Below are 19,641 nucleotides of genomic sequence, written 5' to 3'. Positions count from 1 at the left end.
TTATGAATAATAACCAAGATTACATAAAAAGTCTCGAAGAAAAACTGGAGCTACTTTTATCAAAACAAGAAGGTTTTGCCAAAGAATTAATGGATGTTTACAAGGAAATTGAATCTTTAAAAAAAGGCAATTTTCCAAAAACAGAAAATACTACATCAATGACATCTCCATCAGAAGATATCATTGTCGAGCCAACAACTGCACTTTCTCATAAACAAGAAAACAAAGCAACGGTGGAAAATGAAGTCTCCCAAGTTACAAGTCCGGTTAAGCCACTAACGGAGACCATAAATACTACTGCAAAAACGCCGAAGGAGAAATCTAATATTGAAAAATTTATTGGTGAAAATCTTATCAATAAAATTGGAATACTTATTACGGTTATTGGTGTTGTAATTGGCGCAAAATACAGCATTGAAAACAATTTAATAAGTCCACTTACACGAATAATACTTGGCTATCTTACAGGATTAGCTTTATTAGGTTTTGGCATTAAACTTAAATCCAAATATGAAAATTATAGTGCTGTACTTGTCAGCGGCGCTATTGCCATACTCTATTTTATAACTTTTGCTGCTTATAGTTTATATGGTCTATTACCACAGATAGTTGCTTTTATTTTTATGCTCATTTTTACGGTATTTGCAGTAATAGCATCGTTAAATTATAACAAGCAAATTATTGCCCATATAGGTTTAGTTGGCGCCTATGCCATACCTTTTTTATTAAGCACCGGCTCTGGAGATGTTCTTACCTTATTTAGCTATATGACCTTAATTAATATAGGCATTCTAATTCTTTCATTTAAAAAATACTGGAAACCGCTATACTACGTGTCCTTTGCTTTTACATGGTTAATATATTTCTCTTGGCTAACAACATCTTATTCTCAAGAAGCTCATTTTAGTATTGCTTTACTATTTTTAACAGTATTCTTTTTAATATTCTACTTTGCTTTCATGGGGTATAAACTTATTAAAAAAGAACAATTTAACACTAGCGATGTGGTACTGCTATTTTTTAATTCATTTATATTTTATGGATTAGGATATTATGTATTAGAAGCGCATAGTACTGGAAACCAGTTGCTCGGATTATTTACTCTCAGCAATGCTGTACTACATTTTATAGTGGCTGCTGTTGTTTTTAAGCAAAAGCTGGCAGACCAAAAACTTTTCTATTTAATTAGTGTTTTGGTATTAACATTTTTAACCATCACCATCCCCGTGCAATTAGACGGCAATTGGGTTACACTTTTATGGGCTGTTGAAGCAGCATTACTATCTTGGGTAGGAATAACCAAAAAAATAGACATTTATAAAAAGTTTGGTTACCTATTAATGACCCTTGCTTTTTTTAGCATCTTTCAAGATTGGTCGCAAAGCAATACGCACTCTTATGACAACACCAATACCTTCACGCCAATAGTTAATATAAGCTTTTTAAGCGCCCTATTGGTGTCGATTTGTTTTGGATTTATTACGTGGCTGAATTATAATAAAAATGATGATAATGAAAATAAATCTTCGAACAGTTTAGAACATTTAATGTCGATACTTATTCCTGTTTTATTTTTAATTACAAGTTACTTTATCTTTTTCGCCGAGATAAATATGTACTGGGAACAATTATTCAATAATTCAAAGGTATCATCAGTAGCGAATGATGGATATGACATGAGTAATTACAATTTCTCATTATTAGATTTTAAAAATATCTGGCTACTTAATTATTCTCTTTTATTTTTCTCAGTGTTATCTTTTATCAATATCAAAAAAATAAAAAACTACACATTAGGCATTACCAATCTAGCCATAAATATACTCTTACTTTTTGCTTTTTTAATTTATGGCCTTTATGTTATAAGCGAATTACGAAGCACATATATAGAACAAACGTATGCTGAGTATTATAATTCTGGAATCTTTAATTTGGGTATTCGGTATATTTCATTTCTCTTTTTAGGGCTTATCTTATTTGCCGTTAAAAAATATACTGAGGCGGCTTTTATGAAAAACAATCTTTCTAAGTTTTTTGAAATTCTTTTGCACATTACCATAATATGGGTGCTGAGCAGTGAACTTCTTCACTGGATGGATATTGCTGGCTTTAGCGATTCTTATAAAATGAATTTGAGTATACTTTGGGGCACCTATTCGCTATTACTTATTATACTAGGAATCTGGAAAAGAAAAAAACAACTTCGTATCGGAGGAATTGCACTATTTGGACTAACACTTGTAAAACTATTCTTTTACGATATAGCCAACCTAGATACCATCTCTAAAACCATTGTCTTTGTTTCTCTTGGACTATTGTTATTGGTCATCTCCTTCCTTTATAACAAGTACACTAAACAAATTGAACATGAATCAAAAGATGAATAAAATTTTGCCCTTAATTATCTTTTTGAGTTGCTATATGGTTAGTGCTCAAATGAAAAATTACGACTATAAAAGGGAAATAAAAGGTATATCGGAGCAATGGCATAGTATACGTATTCCAGATGCAATTTTTGAAAAAACTAAAAATAATCTAGATGACATTCGCATATATGGTGTTACTAAAAATGATACTATAGAAGCACCTTATATGCTGAACATAAAAAATAGCAAAACAAATATTAAACCTGTTGATTTTAAAATTATTAACGAAAGTCATACTGCAAATCAATATTATTATACGTTCCAATTACCAACTAAAGCCACAATAAACGAGTTGTTTCTAAATTTTGAAGTTGCCAATTTTGATTATAGACTAAAATTGGAGGGTAGTCAAAATCAAATGGATTGGTTTACCATTAAAGAAGACTACAGAATATTGTCCATTGAAAACGCCAATACCAATTACAAGTATACCACGCTTAGGTTTCCAGAAGCATCATTTTTATATTACAGAGTTACCATTAACACCGTTGAAGACCCAAAATTAAATGGGGCTCAAATATTTGAAAATACTTCAATACCACCCGTGTATAAAAATTATACTCCAAAAAATACTAAAACTATAAATGATAAAAATTCTAAAGAAACCATAATAGAAATTGATTTGGAGCGTGCAATACCGGTAAGTTTTGTAAAAATAAATATAAAGGATACAATTGATTATTTAAGACCCACCACAATCACCTATTTAGCAGATAGCATTCAAACAGAAAAGGGTTGGAAGTATAATTATAGAAATTTAACCTCTAGTATTCTTAGCTCCTTAAATAATAATGAATTTACTTTCTTAACCACCAAAGCTAAAAGAATAAAAATTAGTATAAGCAATCAAGATAATGAGCCATTAGAAATAAAGGGAGTAACTATAAAAGGGTTTGAATATGAAATAAAAGCTAGATTTACTAAACCTGCGACCTATTATATGGTATATGGTAATAAACTTGCTCTGGAACCTATTTATGACATCAACTTAATGGCCAATGTAATACCTGAATATGCAAAACCTGTAACCTTAGGTGAGGAAATGCTTGGAGATAGTATTCCTGAAAAAATAACAAAGCCACTCTTTGAAGATAAAAAATGGCTTTGGCTAATTATGTTTTTGATAATAGCCCTGATTGGCTATTTTACAGTAAAAATGATAAAGAAAACCTAAACAGGCTCACCATATAAATCAAAATCGGCAGCTTCGTTAATTTTTACATTTACAAATTCCCCAACTTTTAAATAGTATTTAGAAGCATCTATTAATACTTCATTATCAACATCAGGAGAGTCAAATTCAGTTCTACCAATAAAATGTGGTCCCTCTTTACGATCAATAATACAACGTAGTGTCTGGCCCACTTTTTCTTGGTTCAACTCCCAAGAAATTTGTGATTGGAGCTCCATTATTTCAGATGCACGTTGTTGTTTTATTTCTTCAGGAACATCATCAACTAATGAATATGCATGCGTATTCTCTTCGTGACTGTAAGTAAAACAACCTAAACGTTCAAAACGCATTTCTTCTACCCAATTTTTCAAAATTTGGTAGTCTTCTTCGGTCTCTCCTGGATATCCCACAATAAGTGTAGTTCTTATAGTCATTTCAGGAACCAAGGTTCTAAAATCTTTAATAAGCTTAGTTGTTTTTTCTTGTGTTGTTCCTCTTCGCATGCTTTTCAAAATAGCATCGGAAATATGCTGCAAAGGAATATCTAAATAATTACAAATTTTAGGCTCACGCTTCATCAGCTCTAAAACATCCATTGGAAAACCTGTTGGAAAAGCATAATGTAATCGGATCCATTCGATTCCATCTACTTTTACTAATGCTTCAAGCAACTCTGCTAAATTTCTTTTTTTATACAGATCTAATCCGTAATAAGTTAAATCTTGAGCAATTAATATTAATTCCTTAACACCTTTAGCAGCTAGTTTTTCGGCTTCAGTTACCAAATCTTCTATCGGGGTACTCTTGTGTTTGCCTCGCATTATTGGAATAGCACAAAAAGAACACGGTCTATCACAACCTTCCGCTATTTTTAAATAAGCATAATTCTTTGGAGTAGTTGTTAATCGTTCTCCAATAAGTTCATGTTTGTAATCTGCACCTAAAGCTTTTAGCAACCCAGGTAATTCGGTTGTTCCAAAATACTCGTCAACATTTGGAATTTCTTTTTGCAAGTCTGGTTTATAGCGCTCACTCAAGCATCCTGTTACAAAAACCTTATCTACGACACCAGCTTCTTTTTTTTGAACAAACTCCAAAATTGTATTTACACTCTCTTCTTTAGCATTAGCAATAAAGCCGCAGGTATTAATTACAACAATATTCCCTTCTCCTTCATGAACAACATCTTTCTTATTGGCTTTTAATTGCCCCATAAGAACTTCAGAATCGTAGACATTTTTAGAACAGCCTAGAGTAACTACATTAATCTTGTTCTTCTTAAGTGTTTTTGTACGCATAGTTATAAATAAAGTGCAAAAATACAACAAGGAAAAAGATCCTACTTATTTATATTACTTTTTATTGTTTTTACGTTATGCATATACATGAAGATTTAATCCTTTTTCAGAAAATTAAGTCTTATCCTAAAATAAAACTTTATGAAATTACACAGTCTTTTTATACTAGGTCTTATTTCGTTGCTTACTATTTCTTGCTCTAAAGATGGAGAACCAAATCCTATTCCTGAAGAAAACCTATATTTTCCACCTATTAATTCTGATACTTGGGAAACCATTTCACCAACAGATTTAGGTTGGAATACCAATGAGCTTCAACCATTATTAGATTATCTAGAAGAAAAAAATAGTAAGAGTTTCATTATGCTATACAATGGTAAAATTGTTGTAGAGCATTATATGAATGATCATTCCGATGCTAAAATATGGTATTGGGCAAGTGCAGGAAAAACTTTAACAACTGCTCTATCTGGTATTGCCCAAGAGGAAGGTTTACTCAATATAGATTCAAAAGTCTCAGACTATTTAGGTAACGGATGGACAAGTGCTCCTATTGAAAAAGAAGATTTAATTTCTTGCAAAAACCTATTGTCTATGAACTCAGGTTTAGATGATAGTCGTGGTGATGATGTGAGCCCGGAAAATTTAGATTATGTTGCTGACGCAGGTACACGTTGGGCTTATCACAATGTGTATGTAAAAATGCAAGATGTGATCGCAACAGCTAGCAACCTAACTTGGAGTCAATACTTTAATACTAAATTAAGAGACAAAATAGGTATGACTGGAAATTGGGTTGATATTGGCGGTTTAAGTGTGTACTGGAGCAATACTAGAAGTATGGCCAAGTTCGGCTTATTAATATCAGCAAAAGGAAAATGGGAAAACACCCAGATTATTCCAGAAAATTATTTAAATGATGCTACCACTACATCTCAAAACATAAATCTCGCCTATGGCTATTTATGGTGGTTAAATGGCAAACAATCATATCATTTACCGCAATCCCAATTACAGTTTAATGGAACCTTAATTCCGAATGCACCGTCCGATATGTACGCTGCTCTAGGCAAAAATGATCAGAAAATATACGTGATCCCAAGTAAGAATTTAGTAATCGTAAGAATGGGCGATGCTGGTGATGGCGAAAACTTTGCTGTATCAAACTTTGATAATGATTTATGGGGTAAGATTAATGCTTTTATTAATTAATGATAACTTTGAGGCATTTTTCTAACCTTAGTTGCTTTTTCAAAGGCCAATCCAAGTTGAAGTAGGGCTGCTTCTTGAAATTGTTTAGCAATAAAGGTAAGACTTAAAGGTTCTCCAGATTTTTTATAACCCATTGGCACTGTCAAAGCTGGATATTTAGCTACTGCAGCATACCCTGCATGATAATTATTGATGCTTAAAATTGCATCTAAATGATTCGCATCCATTGCTTTATCAAAATAAGAACGACCTATATTTTCTAAATCACTAACTATAACTTCTAATTCTTCTAGCGAAGTTGTATCAGCAATAATTCCTTTAAATAATGCTTGTCCGTAAGGTATTCGAATTAATGAATCTTGATTATTAAACTCAATAACATCTGCTATTGATCCAATTTTAACAACTTCTTTATTTTTAACATTTGCCTTTATATATGCTGGCAAATCATTTTTCATATCAATATTAAGTATTGACAAAAATCCAGGTAGCCCAACTTGGTCGGGAGTAAATTCTATAATAATTCCTCCAAGCGATTTAATTTTAGTAATGGTCTCTGCATAAATAGAATCAGATTCCATTAGATTTTTAAATACCCCAAAACGTTTTCCTTGTAAGGTATTACCTTTAAAAGTATCTTGAAGATAATTTTTACTTGTTGAGACAGATTTACTATCTGTTACATCATGACCAGTCATTGCTGTTAATAGAATTGCATTGTCTACCACATTTTTTGTCATAGGTCCCGGAGTATCAAGTGTACTTGATATTGGTACAATTCCACTTCTGCTCAATAATCCAATAGTGGGTTTTAATCCAACTACCGAATTTTGACTTGAAGGTGATAATATAGAACCCGAAGTTTCTGTTCCAACAGCTGCAACGGCGTAATTTGCGGCTACCGAGGTTCCGCTTCCAGCACTTGAACCTCCTGTTTCAAAAATCATACGTCCGTAAGGATTTAATGTTTGACCACCAACAGCACTATAACCCACCGGACAATCTGAACATAAAAAATAGGCCCACTCACTTAAATTAACCTTTCCTAAAATCAGCGCACCATTTTCTTTTAACCGTTCTACAATAAAAGCATCATTAGTACTATTATTCATTAATGCTATAGCACCTGCCGTTGTGCTCATGCCATCCGTATCTATATTATCTTTTAATAAAATTGGCATTCCAAAAATAGGATTACGCTCTTTGGATGGAGACTTTTTAAACTCTTTATCCGCAGCCCTTGCTTCTTCTAAGACGTTGCTATTTAATGCTAGAATAGTATTTAGCGTAGTTTCATTATTTAGTTCGTATTTATAGATACGATACAAATAAAACAATGTTAATTCTTCATAAGTTAAATCGCCATCTGCTATGTGAAATTGTATGGATAAAATATCTTGCTCTAGAATGAAAGGCTTCCATTTTTGATAATCTGCTTCAGTAACCTTAGATACTTCGTTATAAAGTGGTAGAAAGATTTCGTTTTTATTCAACACTTTAGACTGAATAAGCTTATAACGCATTCTTTTTATTTCATGATCACTATTGCCAGCTACATCAATGGAGTCATTGTAAGGCTGCCAAATCACTTCCTTGACAGTAGATTCCTTTTCGGTTTTACAAGAGAAAATAAGTGTAAGTGCAACTAGAGTTAGTAGTCTTGATATCATATGTTTAATCTTTTGCTCTAAAAATACCTAAAAAGTATTAGTTATTCAACGCTTATTAGAAATAGAAAACCTCCAAGAACAATAAATTAAATTCTTGGAGGCTTTTTGTTTTATTAAAGTCCGCTTATTTATTACTAAAAAATGAATCCACAAATTCATATTTATTAAATACTTGAAGATCTTCAATACCTTCACCAACTCCTATATATTTTACTGGTATTTGAAACTGATCTGAAATTCCTATAACAACACCGCCTTTTGCAGTCCCATCTAATTTTGTAACCGCAAGTGAGGTTACGTTTGTAGCTTTTGTAAATTGCTTTGCTTGCTCAAAAGCATTTTGACCCGTAGAACCATCAAGCACTAATAATACATCATGTGGTGTTTCAGGAACAACTTTTTGCATAACTCGACTGACTTTTGAAAGTTCATTCATTAGATTAATCTTATTATGAAGTCTCCCTGCAGTATCAATAATAACCACATCTGCAGCTTGCTTAACCGCCGAACTTAGTGTATCAAATGCTACCGAAGCAGGATCACTACCCATTTGTTGCTTTATTATGGGGATGCCAACTCTATCTGCCCAAATTTGTAACTGATCTATGGCTGCAGCTCTAAAAGTATCGCCAGCACCTAACACTACTTTGTATCCTTTTTTCTTGAACTGATAAGCCAATTTGCCAATAGTGGTAGTTTTTCCAACACCATTAACACCTACTACCATAATTACATAAGGCTTTTTATTTTTAGGAATTACAAAATCTGTTTCTTCCCCAGAATTAGTTTCTGATAATAATCGTGCAATTTCCTCTCTTAAGATTGTATTAAGTTCATCGGTACCCACATATTTATCTTTAGCAACTCGTGCTTCAATCCCTTTAATTATTTTTAACGTGGTGTCCACACCTACGTCCGAAGCAACAAGCACTTCTTCTAGATTATCGAGAACATCATCATCTACCTTAGATTTACCCGCAACGGCTTTACTTAATTTTCCAAAAAAAGTAGTTTTAGTTTTCTCTAAACCTTTATCTAAGGTTTCCTTTTTTTGTGTGGAAAATATCTTTTTAAATAAACTCATATTAATTTAAAATTCGTTGTACCAAATATAAGAAATAAGGTACAGGATAACGTTTAAAAACTTTTGTAAGATGTTCTAATTTTTAAAAATTAAAACAAAAAAAAGCTACTCTCTTACGAAAGTAGCTTTTTAACCAATAAAATTGGAATTTCTTATTGCTTACTTAACCAAGCATCAACCTCTTCAGGTGTCATTACAGATTCTGTAAATGTATAAGCACCAGATTTTGGAGACTTCACCATTTTTATAGCTTTAGTCAATCTTTTAGAGCTGGTTTGTAAACTTGCTACCGTCTTCTTTGCCATGATTTATACTTTTTATCATTTCCGTTTATAACGGAAAATTACTTAATTTCTTTATGAACAGTCATTCTCTTAAGGATAGGATTAAATTTTTTAATCTCTATTCTGTCTGGAGTATTTTTCTTGTTTTTTGTTGTAATGTATCTTGAAGTACCAGGTTGACCTGATTCTTTATGCTCTGTACATTCCAAAATCACTTGGATTCTATTACCTTTCTTAGCCATTTTACTAGATTATTTTTTTTATGGATTACTTAGTTAATCCATTTGCTTTAGCTTCTTTTAAAACTGCAGAGATCCCTTTTTTATTAATGGATTTTAAAGCTCTTGCAGAAACTTTTAAAGTAACCCAACGGTTTTCTTCTTCAATATAGAAACGTTTTTTGGAAAGATTTACATCGAATCTTCTTCTTGTCTTATTAACGGAAAACGATACGTTGTTTCCAAACATAGCTTTCTTTCCAGTAATTTCGCAAACTTTTGACATAGCGCTAGGGTTTGTGTTATTTTTAAACAGGATGCAAATTTATATCTTTTTTATCGGACAGACAAAATTCTTTTTTAGAATTTTAAAATTTCTTTTTGAAGCATCTCAAATGCCTTATTTACAGACTTTTGCACAACGCGTTCTCGCTGGCTTCCCATCATAAATTGCTCCGACAACACTCCTTTTGGTGTCGCAATCGCAATAAATACAGTTCCAATTTCCTCATTAGAGTCGCCTTTTGTAGGTCCGGCATTACCAGTTGTAGCAATTGCAAAATCTGTTTTTAACAACTTCTGCACATTCATAGCCATTGCTTCCGCAACTTGTGCACTCACCACGGAATGTTCAGCTATAAGCTGTTTTGGTACTTTTAATACTTCAATTTTAGTTTCTGTAGCATAACTTACAACACTTCCTTTATAATACTGCGATGCACCTGGTATTTCTGTAATTTGTTCCGCTATTTTGCCTCCGGTAAAACTTTCAGCAGTTGCTAAAGTTAATTTTTTCTTTATCAGGAGCTTACCAATTACCTCTTCTATGGTTTCATCATCTTCTTCACCGTAAATAACATCGCCAATTAGCGCATACAGTGCTTTTATTTGACTCTGTATTTTATCTTCTATGTCTTTTTGATCTGTTCCTTTAGCCGATAAGCGCAATCTTACTTTACCTAAACTAGGCAAGTAAGCCAGTTTTATATTTGCTGGCAGATTATCTTCCCATTCCGAAATACGCGCTGCTAAAGCGCTTTCTCCAACACCATAAGTAACAATTGTTTTGTGTAAAATAAATGGACGATCAAACGTTTTTAGAATTTTTGGAACAACCTCATTCTGAATTAAATATTTCATTTCAAAGGGTACACCCGGAAGTGAAACAAAAACGGTGTGATTTTTTTCCATCCACATTCCTGGAGCTGTACCATTTGCATTATGCAAAACAGTAGCTCTTGAAGGCACTAGTGCTTGATCTACATTAACTTGCAATAAAGGAGCCGTAGTAATATACTTTTTAAAAAGCTCTTTTACATGTGCCAAAACTGCATCATTCTGAACTAAATGATCTTCAAAATATTCACAAAGTGTATGCTTTGTTAAATCATCTTTTGTCGGACCTAATCCACCCGTTATAATAACTATATCAACTCTGGATTCTGCTTCTTGTAAGGCATGGAGAATATGGTTTTTATCATCTTGTACAGATGTAATTTGATATACAGATATACCAATTTTATTTAATTCCTTAGCTATAAAAGCTGAATTTGTATCAATAATTTGCCCAATGAGAATCTCATCTCCAATAGTAATTATCTCGGCAAACATTTAAAGTTGAAAGTCTTTTTTAAGCTCACCAATAACCTGATGAATATCACGTTTTAAAATAGGAAAAATTTGATCTATTTCATTTCCTTTGTTACCTGCTTTACCTAAATTTTCAATTTCTAAAGCTGCAGCACGCGTTTGCTCCATGCCTAACAAATCCACATTTGGCTTTATTTTATGCGCCAATTGATAGATTGATGGATAATTTTTCTGATTTACAGCGACTTCTAGTAGCGCTAAATCTTCAGGAACTTCATCTAAAAAAACAGAAACTACAGAATGAATAAATTCTTCATCCCCATCTGCCAGCTCATTTATTTTATCCAAACTATAAATCATTTTCTTTATCTGATATTTAAGTTAAACATTTCAACTCCTTCTAACTTACCTGAAAGGTAATCATTAGTTTTAACACTGCCAACACCTGCTGGTGTTCCAGTAAAGAGAATGTCTCCTTTTTTTAATGTGAAAAATTTACTCACGTAGGCAATCAACTCATCTATTTTCCAGAGCATCAAGTTGGTATTACCCTCTTGAACTATTTCATTATTCTTTAAAAGTGAGAAATTAATATCATTAATATTTTTAAATTTTTCTTTTGAAACCCACTGCCCTATTACAGCTGCCCCATCAAAACCTTTTGCTTTCTCCCATGGCAAACCTTTTTCTTTCAGCGATTGTTGCAAATCTCTTGCTGTAAAATCTATTCCTAAACCAATTTCATCATAATAATTAGGTGCAAATTTTGTTTCAATATGCTTACCTACCTTTTTTATCTTTACCAATACCTCAACTTCATAATGAATATCATTAGAAAACTCAGGAATGTAAAAATCTTGCTCTTTTGGCAAAACAGAAGAATCTGGTTTAATAAAAACTACTGGATCTACCGGTTTTTCATTTTTTAACTCTTCAATATGGGCAGTATAATTTCTCCCAATACAAATTATTTTCATAGAAAATTATAGTTCTAATTATTACTCTCTTGCTATTTTTAGGCTAATGGCAGGTATAAAGTTTTCTGATTGATTTTTTGATTTCACCACAAAATCTGTCCATTCTCCCATACCATATACCATAACTCTAAAATTTTGGTTCTTAGTATAAACACCTCCAAAAGTTGGAGCAAACCTATCTTCTAACACTAATTTATTAGTAATAGTATGCTTTTCGGTATTCTTATACCAATTATATGGAATAAAAAACCATTCTAAACCAATGTACACCCCTTCTTGCGGCATTTTAATCTGTAAAGCGGCTAAATCTAGTGATACATAATCTTTAGATGAATCTGTTTCTAATACAATACTTTTATACAATAAATCTTTTCCAGGTTTTTTTGTGTTCTTATCTAGATTATAAATTCTTATTCTAAATTTAGAAGCTTCACGCGTAAACTCTTGATTTTTTTGAAAGAAAATAGTAATCTTTTCCAAATATTTTGTTTGCTGACCAATGTTAGGAAAATACAAGGCCAAAACCCATGGAGTAGACGATGATGAAAATCCGCTTGTAATACTATAACTGCTAATAGGGTTTAAAACATCAGAATTCCCAAGACTTTCTGATACCACAACCTCATTTAATTCAAAAGATTCCGGAACCAAATCGAATCGTTTACTTTTAAAAATTTTATTCGCAGAAACAATGGTATCCTTATACCCAAGAGAGGAAATATGTACCTGTTTTTCTAAAAAACTAGAAGGTAAGTCCATAAAAAAATGTCCTTCCTCGTCTGAGGAAGTTCCTTTTAAAGTATTTAGAAAACTAAGATTAACAAAAGGAATAGTTTCTTTGGTCTGGCTATCATAAACAACCCCTTCAAAATAAACTTCTTGAGCTACTAAATTTGACGTTATGAATAAAAATAGAAGAAAAAAACGCATTATCCCAATTTGTTATTTAGCTTACTTAACTTAATTTGGGTAAGTATTTTCTTCGTGTATAACGGAAAGTCTGCATTCAAAATCCAACTAAAATAGCCTGGTTCATTTTCTAAAACTTCATGAACCTTTTTTCCTTTATGTTTTCCAAATGAAAAAACTTCATCGTCATCTTCATCTAGCACAATAAAGCCAGCAAAATCTACCGTTCTTTTGTGTGATGAGAATTCAGCTAACATTTTAATGTTATTTTCCAATTCAGGATATCTTTCTAACTGTGACAACAACACTTCGTAGGTAGCATTTGTATCTGCTTCTGCACTATGCGCATCAGTTAAATCTTTATCACAATAAAACTTATATGCAGCACTTAGGGTTCGTTTTTCCATTTTATGAAAAATGGTCTGCACATCAACTGAGACAGTATTTTTCATGTCAAAATCTATATCTGCGCGCAACATTTCTTCAGCTAAAAGAGGAATATCAAAGCGATCAGAATTAAAACCACCTAAATCACTATCCTTTATCATTTTATAGATTTCTTTAGAAAGTTCTTTAAAAGTTGGTTCGTTGGCCACTTTTTCATTAGTAATCCCATGAACTGCTATAGATTCTTCAGGAATCACCATTTCAGGGTTTACAAGCCATGTTTTACTTTCTTTATTTCCGTTTGGAAATACTTTTAGAATTGCAATCTCAACAATCCTATCCTTAGCTACATTTATGCCCGTTGTTTCTAAATCGAAAAAGCAAATAGGACGTGTTAATTTTAACTGCATTTTACTATAATTTCAGCAAAGATAGTGCATTCAACAGGTACCAAAAAAAGGATTGCAGTATTTTTAATACGTATGTAAAAAAAATGCCCCTTGGTTAAAGGAGCATTTTTAAATTATTATTCTTAAGAAAATTATATTTCTCTATTCATATCCCAAGCCTCAAGATAATCCGCTACAGCTTTCACAAACATTCCGCCAAGAGCACCATTAACCACACGATGATCATAACTGTGAGATAAAAACATTTTACTGCGCACACCTATAAAATCTCCCTCTGGAGTTTCAATAACCGAAGGCATTTTTCGTATAGCTCCAAGAGCTAAAATTCCTACTTGGGGTTGGTTTATGATTGGCGTACCAAAAACACTTCCAAAGGTACCTACATTTGTAACGGTATATGTTCCCTCTTTAATCTCGTCTGGCTTTAATTTATTATCTCTACTTCTGGCAGCTAAATCATTCACCGCCTTAGCCATACCTACTAGATTTAACTGGTCTGCATTTTTAATTACAGGAACAATTAAATTACCATCCGGCAACGCTGCGGCCATGCCTATATTTATATTTTTCTTTTTTATAACCGTATCGCCATCAACAGAGATATTCATCATCGGAAACTTCTTAAGCGCAATAGCTACAGCCTCCATAAAGATGGGGGTAAATGTTAGTTTTTCGCCTTCACGTTTTTCAAAAGCGTCTTTAACTTTATTTCTCCAATTAACAATATTGGTTACATCAACTTCTATAAAACTTTGAACATGGGCAGAGGTTGAAACACTGTCTACCATGTATTGTGCAATAAGTTTACCCATTCTACTCATTGGAATCACTTCATGCCCACCTGAAACAGTTGTTTTTGCAACTTCTTTTACAGGTTCTTGTTTCTGCTCAGCAATTTTTTGTGGTTCTACAGCCTTAGTAGCCATTGCCGTCATTTCTGGTTGCACACTACTTTGCTGCGGTACAGTTGTTGGTTGCCCAGTAGATTTACGATTTTGAACAAAGTCTAAAATATCATTCTTGGTAACTCTACCTTCTTTTCCAGTACCTTGAATTTGATCTAACTGTTCCACAGAAATGCCCTCCTGCTTTGCTATATTCTTAACTAGTGGCGAATAAAAACGCTCAGTACTGGAATAATCCGCTACTGGCGCACTTACCGAATTACTAATTACTGTAATTTCCTCTTCTATTTTCTCCGCTTCTTCTTTATGCTCCTCTACTACAACATTAGGTGTGGCATTTGCAGTATCGTCTCCTCCTTTTATTTCAATAATAGCAACAGTTTGTCCTACAGAAATAACGTCGTCTACATTAAAAAGTTTTTCTAATAAAACTCCCTCTACCTCACTAGGAACTTCTGAATCTACTTTATCCGTTGCAATTTCAAAAACTGCTTCATCCATTTCAATTGTGTCGCCTACTTCCTTTAACCAAGTAGTTAGCGTTGCTTCAGCAACACTCTCACCCATTTGCGGTAATTTTAATTCAAATTTTGACATATTATCAAATACAATACTTAATTAGAATATTATTTTGCGAAAATAATAAAAATATCATGCTTTTCTTAGAATTTCTTTATCAATTTTCAAGACATTTTCATTGAGCTTTCAAATGGAATTCTGTTTAAAATGCTTCTTCCAAGGGTTACTTCGTCTGCATATTCCAATTCATCACCAACAGCAATACCTCTAGCTATAGTAGAAGTTTTTACACTAAAACCTTCAATTTGTTTAAAAATATAAAAGTTAGTAGTGTCGCCTTCCATAGTGGAACTCAACGCAAAAATCAATTCATTTATTTTTCCTTGCTTCACTTTTTCAACTAAAGATGCAATTGTTAAATCTTGTGGCCCTACACATTCCATAGGAGAAATTTTGCCGCCTAATACATGGTATAACCCTCTAAACTGTCCGGTATTTTCAATGGCCATAACATCTCTTATGTCTTCCACTACACAAACAACTGTTTCGTCTCTTTTTGGGTTGGAGCAAATTTCACATAATGCAACATCTGAAATATTATGACAGCTAGAACAAAATTTTATTTGATTTCTAAGATTTAATAATGCACCCGTAAGATGGCTTGTTTGGTCTTCTGGTTGTTTTAGTAAATGTAAGGCTAAGCGCAATGCAGTTCTTTTACCAATTCCCGGCAATTGAGAGATTTCATAAACCGCATTTTCCAATAATTTAGAAGAGAATTCCATAGGGCCAAAATTACGATTTTAAACGAAATTTTATATTCTTAAAATCAGAAAAGAAACTTAAATATTTAATTCTGCCCTAAGTCTTTAGTTGATAATAATAGCTTCAAAGCATTAACTTCATCTAATATAGATTCTCCAGCAGCAAGCAAATATTCCTGAGAATACGAAGTAATAACGTCACTTGAATCTATTTGATGTACCAATTTTTCATTGACGAAATAACTTTTTGTTTCGAGATAAGTCAAATAATCTTGCTGTTCTGAAGCGTTAGACTCCGCGCTTTTAGCAAAAATTAATTCATTATTATTGAAATAATAAACATTTAATTGCTTTGCATTTTCATTGCTTGCATTTAAAACTAGTTTAATTAACTGTTTATTTTTCTTGGAAGCACTTAATGAAGCATTCTCCAATGGAAAATTTTCCAACTGAAAATTAAGAGTTTCATCATAATATTTGTCTGACTCATAATTTGTAATTTTATAATCGATTATTTTCAATAAAGAATCCAAAACTATTTGCTGTCCAAATGAAAATTTAACACATAGAATAAAGAGGATTGTAATGACAAATTTCATTTGGCTTATTCGTATTGATTTAATGACAATAAAACTAAAGTACAGGCTATTTCTACTTCTATATTTTTAGCCTTCAACAACTTATAAAATTCTGGATTTTCAGTTCCGGGATTAAATATTACTCTTTTCGGATTCAAATTTAGTATGTCATTATAATACGGTTTTTGATTCTCCGGATTTAAATACAAAGTTACTGTATGTATATTTTGAAAATCATCAAAATTGGTTTTAATTTGTACACCGTTAACAGAGCCTTCCTTTAAACCAAATGCTTCGGTTCTGATAGATTTTTCTGTTAACCTCTTTATAGCTACGTAGCTATACCTGTGTGGTTTTAAAGACGCTCCGATTACTAGAGTTTTTTGCATTTTATCGATTAACATGTTAAATTATGTTAAGATAAGTAACTTTTAAATATATTTTGCGTCTATTCGTTAGTAAAGAAATAAAAATTTTGTCGTTAATGCTGTATTTTTATAGTTAATGGTTAGTGTTTAGTGCACATTATCGATGATAGAAACCCCAATGTAAATATTGGGGTTTTGTTTTTTAACACAATACATTTCTTTCTATTCTACCAAAGAATAACTACTGGTTTTTGTTAAAATATGTTAAAAGGTAATTTTCTCAGTAACATATTTTGCTTAAAGGCGTCCTGTAGGTATTAACATCATCAATCAATCACAAAAACGAACAAAACATGAGAAAAGTAATTTTACTTTTTGCGCTATTTATATATAGTGCAATTTCCGCGAACCCATTACCTAACACTACTGATGTAGTTGTTGGGACAATTACAGGTACAATTGTTGACAAAACATTGCAAGAACCTATTGCTTATGCTGCAATTGTTATTAAATCTGAAGATGAAACTACTATAATTACTGGTGGTATTACTGAAGAAGATGGTAGTTTTGAAATTAAAAATGTCCCAGAAGGGAAAATTAAATTTTTAGTTCAATTTATTGGCTACAAAACATATACTAGACTAGTAACGATAGATAAAGATCACAGAAAAATAGACCTTGGAAAGGTATTTCTTGAAGATGAAACTCAAGAATTGGCAGGTGTTGAAGTAGTGGCAGAACGTACAACGATTGAACAAAAAATAGATCGTAAAGTAATAAATGTTGGAAAAGACTTAACAACATCTGGGGCAACTGCAGCAGATATAATGAACAATATACCTTCGGTTAATGTAGACCAACAAACAGGCGATCTTTCTTTACGAGGAAACGCCAATGTTCGCGTTATGGTAGATGGTAAATTATCTAATGTACCGGTGGCTCAGTTATTAAAACAAATACCATCTTCTTCTATAAAATCAATAGAGTTAATTACCAATCCGTCTGCCAAATACAATCCGGAAGGCATGAGTGGTATTATAAATATTGTGCTACACAAAAATGCCAATAATGGTTTTAATGGTACTTTAAACACAGGTTTAACCGTTGGAGAAGAAGCTAAGTTTAATAGTTCGCTTGATTTAAACAACAGAACTGGAAAGTTTAATATTTATGGAAATATTGGAACAAACATAGGTAAGTATGTTAATGATGGTAATATATTCAGAGTTGAAGAAAACTCCGAACAAATATTCCAATTTTTAAATAACAACAAATCCTATTTATATAAATTAGGAGTTGATTTTTATCTTAATGATTATCATACCATATCCATATTTACCAATCAGAATAGTTTTAAAGGAAAAGGTACAGGCCTTACGGATATACTTTATTATAATGATACTCAAAGAAACCAAAACCAATTATTCTCGAATCTTCAAGATAATTTAAGTGAGCAGTATAATTTTGACTACAAACTAAATTTTAAAAAAGAAGGACATAACATTGAGTTAGAGGTTGACTACAATCGTTTTAATGAAGGTGAAGATGCCAATTTTGCAACACAAGGCAATACTACTTTTCCAAACTACAAAGATTTTGTAGATACAAAACGCCAGCAAACTATTGCCAATCTTGACTATGTTAATCCCTTAGATTCTATTTCTAAACTGGAACTAGGTGTAGAAGCACGTATATTCGAAACTAATGTTGATTATGCGTCTACTGGATTAACATTCAATAATAGTGGAGCCCTAGTACCAACACCGGATACCGATTTTATTTATGGAATGGATATTTATTCGGCTTACGCAACATTTGGACAGAATTTTAAAAAATGGTCCTATCAAGGTGGTGTAAGAGTAGAAAATGTTGAAGTTAAAGCAGACACAAATACCGTTAGAGCATTTACAGATAAATACACGCAAATTTATCCGTCTGCTTTTGTAACCTATTCCCCTAGTGAAAAAAACCAATATCAAGTAAGTGTTAGTAGACGTGTAGACAGACCCGGTTTGCAACAAGTAAACCCAATAAGAGAATGGGCCACTCCACTAATTTCATCATTTGGTAATCCAAGTTTAGTGCCACAATTCACCAATTCTTATGAACTTAACTATACCCGACGTTTAGAAAATGGAAGTATAACTACCGGATTATTTTACCGAAGCATCAATAATGAAATCAATAGAGCTGTTTATGTGGATCGTCTTGATTTAAATAAACTAATATTAACTTTTGACAATTTTGACAATACCTCAGCCTATGGAATGGAATTATCATTGAATTATAAGTTTACTAAATGGTGGAGCGTTAATGGTAGTTTTGATATGTTCTCACAAACTCAAAGGGGAATTACTGAAAGTTTAGTTACCGACAATTCTTCTACAACCATAGATGATATTATTGTAGAAAAGGTAGAAGTTGAAAATACCGCTTGGAACTTACGTTTAAATAATAGTTTAAAAGCTACTAAAAATTTGACTTTTCAGGTGTTTGGATTTTATAGAGGAGCCAATCAAAATATACAGTTTAAGGTAAAACCCATGTATTTTATTAATACAGGAGCCCGATACAACTTTGCAGAAGGCAAAGGAACAATAAGCTTAAATTTTAACGACGTTTTCAATACTATGCGTTTTGCATTTGATGGTAAATTACCTTTTGAACAAACTGGACAATTTACGTGGGAAAGTAGAACAGTATATGCTGGACTATCTTATATGTTTGGAAGCAATAAAAATAGAGTCGCTCAGAGAAAAAGAAGAGATAACAACACTAAAGAAAATGGTGGAGGTATTTTATAAAAAATGTAATAGTTTATGGTTTTATAAAGGTTGGTTGGTTTTATAAAACTTAACTATTACTAAA

The 19,641-nt window shown here is 32.3% G+C and carries 19 protein-coding genes; 4 read left to right on the top strand and 15 right to left on the bottom strand.

Annotated features, from left to right (window positions below; all coding sequences use genetic code 11):
- Positions 1-2 precede the first annotated feature (2 nt).
- Both B8963_RS13540 and B8963_RS13535 read left to right on the top strand, forming a co-directional pair.
- Entirely contained in the window at positions 3-2,387 is a 2,385-nt protein-coding gene (locus tag B8963_RS13540; protein ID WP_084062314.1) for a DUF2339 domain-containing protein, read from the top strand.
- Positions 2,368-3,600, top strand: coding sequence for a DUF3999 family protein (locus tag B8963_RS13535; protein WP_084062311.1), 1,233 nt, complete (start codon positions 2,368-2,370; stop codon positions 3,598-3,600). Before B8963_RS13540 ends, B8963_RS13535 begins: the two co-directional genes overlap by 20 nt.
- On the opposite strand, the gene rimO is transcribed toward B8963_RS13535, so the two are convergent.
- Complete coding sequence (gene rimO / locus B8963_RS13530; RefSeq protein ID WP_084062309.1) at positions 3,597-4,898, bottom strand: 30S ribosomal protein S12 methylthiotransferase RimO; 1,302 nt, start codon at positions 4,896-4,898, stop codon at positions 3,597-3,599. The genes B8963_RS13535 and rimO overlap by 4 nt on opposite strands.
- Before the next feature lie 141 nt (positions 4,899-5,039).
- On the opposite strand from rimO, the gene B8963_RS13525 reads away from it, so the two are divergent.
- Positions 5,040-6,110, top strand: a complete 1,071-nt coding sequence (locus B8963_RS13525; RefSeq protein ID WP_084062306.1) for a serine hydrolase domain-containing protein — start codon at positions 5,040-5,042, stop codon at positions 6,108-6,110.
- Here the strand turns inward: B8963_RS13525 and B8963_RS13520 are convergent.
- The 14 genes from B8963_RS13520 to B8963_RS13455 form a co-directional block, all read right to left on the bottom strand.
- Complete coding sequence (locus B8963_RS13520; RefSeq protein WP_084062304.1) at positions 6,107-7,780, bottom strand: amidase family protein; 1,674 nt, start codon at positions 7,778-7,780, stop codon at positions 6,107-6,109. The two genes, B8963_RS13525 and B8963_RS13520, sit on opposite strands and share 4 nt — an antisense overlap.
- Before the next feature lie 124 nt (positions 7,781-7,904).
- A complete protein-coding gene (gene ftsY / locus B8963_RS13515; protein ID WP_084062301.1) occupies positions 7,905-8,864 on the bottom strand; it encodes a signal recognition particle-docking protein FtsY in 960 nt (319 codons plus the stop codon).
- A gap of 152 nt (positions 8,865-9,016) precedes the next feature.
- Positions 9,017-9,169 carry a DUF4295 domain-containing protein gene (locus B8963_RS13510; protein WP_084062298.1) on the bottom strand — a complete coding sequence of 51 codons (153 nt, stop codon included), beginning with the start codon at positions 9,167-9,169 and terminating at the stop codon, positions 9,017-9,019.
- Positions 9,170-9,207: 38 nt separating this feature from the next.
- Positions 9,208-9,390 carry a 50S ribosomal protein L33 gene (gene rpmG / locus B8963_RS13505; protein ID WP_084062296.1) on the bottom strand — a complete coding sequence of 61 codons (183 nt, stop codon included), beginning with the start codon at positions 9,388-9,390 and terminating at the stop codon, positions 9,208-9,210.
- 25 nt (positions 9,391-9,415) lie between these two features.
- Entirely contained in the window at positions 9,416-9,652 is a 237-nt protein-coding gene (gene rpmB, locus B8963_RS13500; RefSeq protein ID WP_084062295.1) for a 50S ribosomal protein L28, read from the bottom strand.
- Between the two features lie 74 nt (positions 9,653-9,726).
- Entirely contained in the window at positions 9,727-10,977 is a 1,251-nt protein-coding gene (locus B8963_RS13495) for a competence/damage-inducible protein A (protein ID WP_084062294.1), read from the bottom strand.
- Entirely contained in the window at positions 10,978-11,316 is a 339-nt protein-coding gene (locus tag B8963_RS13490; RefSeq protein ID WP_084062293.1) for an Hpt domain-containing protein, read from the bottom strand.
- Positions 11,317-11,321: 5 nt separating this feature from the next.
- Positions 11,322-11,933, bottom strand: coding sequence for a fumarylacetoacetate hydrolase family protein (locus tag B8963_RS13485; protein ID WP_084062292.1), 612 nt, complete (start codon positions 11,931-11,933; stop codon positions 11,322-11,324).
- Positions 11,934-11,954: 21 nt separating this feature from the next.
- Positions 11,955-12,863 carry a carboxypeptidase-like regulatory domain-containing protein gene (locus B8963_RS13480; RefSeq protein ID WP_200810844.1) on the bottom strand — a complete coding sequence of 303 codons (909 nt, stop codon included), beginning with the start codon at positions 12,861-12,863 and terminating at the stop codon, positions 11,955-11,957.
- A complete protein-coding gene (locus B8963_RS13475; protein WP_084062290.1) occupies positions 12,863-13,639 on the bottom strand; it encodes a 3'-5' exonuclease in 777 nt (258 codons plus the stop codon). Before B8963_RS13475 ends, B8963_RS13480 begins: the two co-directional genes overlap by 1 nt.
- A gap of 131 nt (positions 13,640-13,770) precedes the next feature.
- Positions 13,771-15,141 (bottom strand): dihydrolipoamide acetyltransferase family protein, encoded by a 1,371-nt coding sequence (locus B8963_RS13470; RefSeq protein WP_084062287.1) that lies wholly within the window; start codon positions 15,139-15,141, stop codon positions 13,771-13,773.
- Between the two features lie 86 nt (positions 15,142-15,227).
- Positions 15,228-15,848: a recombination mediator RecR gene (gene recR, locus B8963_RS13465; protein WP_084062284.1), complete on the bottom strand. Its 621-nt coding sequence runs from the start codon at positions 15,846-15,848 to the stop codon at positions 15,228-15,230.
- A gap of 65 nt (positions 15,849-15,913) precedes the next feature.
- A complete protein-coding gene (locus B8963_RS13460) occupies positions 15,914-16,426 on the bottom strand; it encodes a hypothetical protein (RefSeq protein WP_159447299.1) in 513 nt (170 codons plus the stop codon).
- Positions 16,427-16,431: 5 nt separating this feature from the next.
- A complete protein-coding gene (locus B8963_RS13455; RefSeq protein WP_084062581.1) occupies positions 16,432-16,794 on the bottom strand; it encodes a CoA-binding protein in 363 nt (120 codons plus the stop codon).
- A gap of 332 nt (positions 16,795-17,126) precedes the next feature.
- On the opposite strand from B8963_RS13455, the gene B8963_RS13450 reads away from it, so the two are divergent.
- A complete protein-coding gene (locus B8963_RS13450; protein WP_084062279.1) occupies positions 17,127-19,577 on the top strand; it encodes a TonB-dependent receptor in 2,451 nt (816 codons plus the stop codon).
- The last annotated feature ends 64 nt before the right edge of the window (positions 19,578-19,641 follow it).

It is taken from the genome of Cellulophaga tyrosinoxydans, assembly GCF_900176415.1.
GTDB classification, from domain to species: domain Bacteria; phylum Bacteroidota; class Bacteroidia; order Flavobacteriales; family Flavobacteriaceae; genus Cellulophaga; species Cellulophaga tyrosinoxydans.
The sequence above is the reverse complement of the archived record's forward strand: the minus strand, read 5'-3'. Positions and strand labels throughout refer to the sequence as shown.